At 70.9% G+C, this 4,200-nt stretch carries 3 protein-coding genes and 1 pseudogene; 1 reads left to right on the top strand and 3 read right to left on the bottom strand.

Annotation, left to right across the window (positions count from 1 at the left end; genetic code table 11):
• Positions 1-561, bottom strand: a 561-nt coding sequence (locus tag QH283_RS29190) for a copper transporter (protein WP_280506141.1), incomplete at its 3' end; no start/stop codon positions are given.
• A 12-nt stretch (positions 562-573) separates the two neighbouring features.
• Positions 574-1,788, bottom strand: a complete 1,215-nt coding sequence (steA, locus tag QH283_RS29185) for a putative cytokinetic ring protein SteA (RefSeq protein WP_280506140.1) — start codon at positions 1,786-1,788, stop codon at positions 574-576.
• A gap of 259 nt (positions 1,789-2,047) precedes the next feature.
• Here steA and QH283_RS29180 point away from each other — a divergent pair.
• Positions 2,048-2,527 (top strand): annotated as a pseudogene (locus tag QH283_RS29180) (LLM class flavin-dependent oxidoreductase); the annotation flags it as partial.
• Between the two features lie 357 nt (positions 2,528-2,884).
• Here the strand turns inward: QH283_RS29180 and QH283_RS29175 are convergent.
• Positions 2,885-4,072, bottom strand: a complete 1,188-nt coding sequence (locus QH283_RS29175) for an alcohol dehydrogenase catalytic domain-containing protein (protein WP_280506139.1) — start codon at positions 4,070-4,072, stop codon at positions 2,885-2,887.
• Between the last annotated feature and the right edge of the window lie 128 nt (positions 4,073-4,200).

Genomic DNA, 4,200 nt, shown 5'->3' with positions numbered 1-4,200 from the left:
GGACTCCCGCCCGCGGCCCAGTCCGGGGGGGGCGGGGCGCGCGGGGCGGGGGGCGGGGGCTAGCAGCAGCGCGCGGCCGCGCCGGCCGCGGGCCAGGCTGCCCTGGTCGACGCCGCCGGTGCGCAGCTGGGCGCCCGCGGGGATGGTGTTGGTGAGCGCGGTGCGCAGGCGGTCGCCCTCGGCGGCGTCGAGGAAGGCGTCTTCGAGCGCGATCCGTCCGGTCACGGAGGCCCCGGCGATGGCCAGGCCGTTGCCCACCGCCTCCACATCCGCCGGATCGGCGTCGGGGGTGGTGAACACGATCACCGAACGGTCCGCCAGCACCCCACCGAGGATGCGTCCGGCCGAACCGGCGATGAACCGGTCCGCCGCGTCGGCCTGCTCGGTGAGCCGCTGGTTGCGCTCGGTGAGGTCGTCGACCTGTTCGCGCAAGGCGGCCTTGTCCGAGCGCAGACCGGAGAGCAGATCGGCGGCCAGGGTCTGCGAACCAAGCACCACCCCGATCGCGAGGGCGAGGAAGATCGCGGCGATGGAGACGGCGTGCTGACGCAGCGAGATCATCGCGGTCCCCGGCTAGCTCGTGCCCGAGTCGAACAGGCCCTGGCACCAGCGCGCGAAACGGTTCCAGGTGTCGATGCCCCAGTCGAGCACGTCGGTGCCGCTGTTGGAGGCCAGCAACACCACGATCACCGCGATCAGCGCGGCCAGCACCACCATCGCCACCGCGACCCCGGACACCCGGTTGCGGTACAGGGTGGCCACGGCCTTGGCGTCCATGAGCTTGGTGCCGACCTTGAGCCTGGTCAGGAAGGTGGCCGGATTGCTGTCGCGGCGGCCCCGGTCGAAGAAGTCGTCGAGGGAGGCGGCCGCGCCCGCGGTGACGATCAGTGCCGCCCCGTGGTGCTCGGCCAGCAGCAGCGCCAGGTCGGCGGGCGCGCCGGAGGAGGGGAAGGTGGTGGCGCCGATGCCGAGGTCCTGGATGCGCTCGAGCCCTTTGGCGTGGCCGTCGGTGTCGGCGGGCAGGATCACCTCCGCGCCGCACTTGAGGGTGGCCGAGGTGATCTCCTCGGGGTCGCCGACGATGAGGTCCGGCCGATAACCCTGTTTGGCCAGGGTGTCCGCGCCACGGCCGACGCCGACCATGATCGGCGCGTACTCCTTGATGAACGGCTTGAGCCGCTTGAGATCGTCGGCGTGGTCGGGGCCGTCGGCGACCACGACCACGTGGCGCTGTTTCATCTCCAGTTCGAGTTCGGGCACGCCGATGCCGTCGATGAGCAGCGCGCTCTCGGTGCGGACGAACTCGATGGTGTTGCCCGCGAAGGCCTCCAGGTGGTCGGCCAGGCCGTTGCGCGCGTCGATCATGCGCTCGACGATGTCGTCCTCGGTCAGCTCGATGCCCTCGACCAGCGCCTCGGGTTCCTTCTTGGTCAACCGGTCGGCGTAGACGACACCCTCGTGGATGCGGACCTTGCTGCCGTCCTTGATCTTGGTGAAGGCGTCGGAGCTGACGGTGTCCATCAGCAGCACGCCGTTGGCCACCAGCACCTCCGGCCCGAGATTCGGATAGCGCCCCGAGATCGAGGGCGAGGTGTTGACGACCGCCACGACGCCCGCCTCGATCAGCCGGTCGGCGGTGATGCGGTCCAGATCCATCTCGTCGAGGACGGCGATGTCCCCCGGTCCAACGCGCCGCAGCAGGCGCCGGGTGTTGCGATCCACCCGGGCTGTCCCGGTGCGGCCGGGCAGCGTTTCGGTGTTCTTCGACAACAGCGCCGGCAACTTCATGTCGCCGATGATGACCGCATCGGCGCGGCCGATGACGGAGGCGCGCCGAGCGTTGGGTCACATCACCGGCCGCCGACGGGCGCGGAACCGGGCCGCTGGCACACTTCCGGCATCCGATTAGCGAGGTGAGCGCTGTTTATTTCGCGGAGACTATTACAAGAAGTAGGACCGAATTCCAGGAAGTAACCATCGCTCCGCATGTCGCGACTCGGCGCGGCAGCGCACCGATGTCCACCATCGGAAGAGGCGATCGGCAACCATGCTGCTCAGCTATGAGAGGCGTCCTCCGAAGGGGGCATCGAGAGGACGTTTCGCCGAGGGTGGCCCGGAACGTCACGGATCGCCGCCGTTGTGCGATCTCACAGCGGCGGTGCGGGATTCGCGCACATGGTCACCCGGGTGCCCGGAACAGATCCGGGCGACGCGGAGTTGTTCGGCGGACCTGCCCCCGCACCGTTTTCCAGGAGTTCTCGTGCACATCGGCGTCATCCTGCCCACCTCGACCCCCGACCCGGCGCAGCCGATACTCGGTGACATCCGCGCCAGTGCCCGCTTCGCCGAGCAGGCCGGTCTCGAATCGGTGTGGTCCACAGACCATCTCGTGGCCAGTGCGCCGATCCTCGACAGCACCGTCACCCTCGCGACCGCCGCCGCGGTGACCGACCGCATCCGCATCGGCTACGGCGTCCTGTTGCTCGCCCTGCGCCCGGTCGTCTGGGCCGCCAAGCAGATCGCGAGCCTGCAATACGTCTCCGGCGACCGGCTGCTGCTCGGTATCGGCACCGGCAACCCGGCGCACGGCGATCTCGGCTGGCGCGGCGGGCGCGTCCTTCGCCGGTCGCGGGAAGGACACCGACGCCGCTTTGCGGGTGTTGCCGGATCTGATCGCGGGCCGCGCCACGGTCCTGCCGGACAGCACCGAAGTGGCCATCTCCCCCGGCGCCACGGTCCCGCCCGTGCTGGTCGCCGGGGACGGGAGGCGCGCCCGGCGACGCGCCGCCGAGTTCGCCGACTCCTGGATCGCGCTCGGCGCACCCCCGGCGCAGATCGCGGCGAGCGCACGCGCGTATGCCACGAGGTCAGCGTCCCACAGCTATCAGGCTGTTGGGTCGAGCACGATCTTGACCGCGCCGTCCTGTTTCTGCTGGAAGATCTCGTAGGCCCGCGGCGCCTCGGACAGCGGGAGCCGGTGGGTGGCGAAGGAGTCCACGCCGAGCGGGTCGTCGTCGCCGAGCAGCGGCAGGATGTCCGGGGCCCAGCGCTTCACATTGGCCTGGCCCATCCGCAGCTGGATCTGTTTGTCGAAAAGTGTCCTCATCGGCAGCGGGTCGGCCATACCGCCGTACACGCCGACCAGCGAGAGCGTGCCGCCGCGCCCCACGATGTCGATGGCGTCGTCGAGGGCCGCCATCCGGTCGATGCCCGCGGTGTCCATCACTTTCTGCGCGACCGAATCCGGCAGCAGCGCCGCCGACCGATGCGCCAGCGCGCCCGCGGGCGAGCCGTGCGCCTCCATGCCGACCGCGTCGATCACCGCGTCGGTGCCGCGGCCCGCGGTCTGCGCGCGGATCACATCGCCCAGCGAGCCGTCCACGGCCGACAGGTCGACCACCTCGACGCCGCGGGCCGCCACCCGCGCCAGCCGCTCCGGCACCAGATCCACCCCGATCACCCGGTGCCCCCGGTGCGCGGCCACCCGGCAGGCCATGTCGCCGATCGGGCCGAGGCCGAGCACGGTGACCGACCCGCCCTCGGGAATCGCGGCGTACTCCACCGCCTGCCAGGCGGTGGGCAGCACGTCCGACAGGTACAGATAGCGCTGGTCGCCGGCCTCGGCGGGCACCTTGATGTGGGTGAAGTCGGCGTGCGGCACCCGCAGGTACTGCGCCTGCCCGCCCGGCACACTGCCGTAGAGCTCGGAATAGCCGAAAAGCGCCGCGCCGCTGCCGTGCTCGCGGACCTGCGTGGTCTCGCACTGGGTCATCAGCCCGGTCGAGCACATGACGCAACTGCCGCAGCTGATCTGGAACGGGATCACCACCCGGTCGCCCACCCGCAGATTCCGCACGTCGCCGCCGATCTCCTCGACGATGCCCATCGGCTCGTGCCCGAGCACGTCACCGGCGCGCATGTAGGGCCCGAGCACCTCGTACAGATGCAGGTCCGAGCCGCAGATGGCGGTGGAGGTGATCCGCACGATGGCGTCGGTGGGCTCCTCGATCTTCGGGTCGGGCACGTCCTCGACGGAGATCTTGCGCCTGCCCTGCCATGTCACCGCTTTCATGCCTGACTCCTCCGGGTGTACGGCCGCATCCGGTCCGACCGGCCTGCCCGACGCCTACCCGGCCACCGCCCCCGAAAACGCCGGGAACAGCGGCCGGGAACAGCGGGGGGGGGGGGGGGGGGGGGGGG

It is taken from the genome of Nocardia farcinica (assembly GCF_029867845.1).
In the GTDB taxonomy this organism is placed as follows: Bacteria; Actinomycetota; Actinomycetes; order Mycobacteriales; family Mycobacteriaceae; genus Nocardia; species Nocardia farcinica_A.
This window is presented reverse-complemented; position numbering and strand designations above follow the sequence as displayed.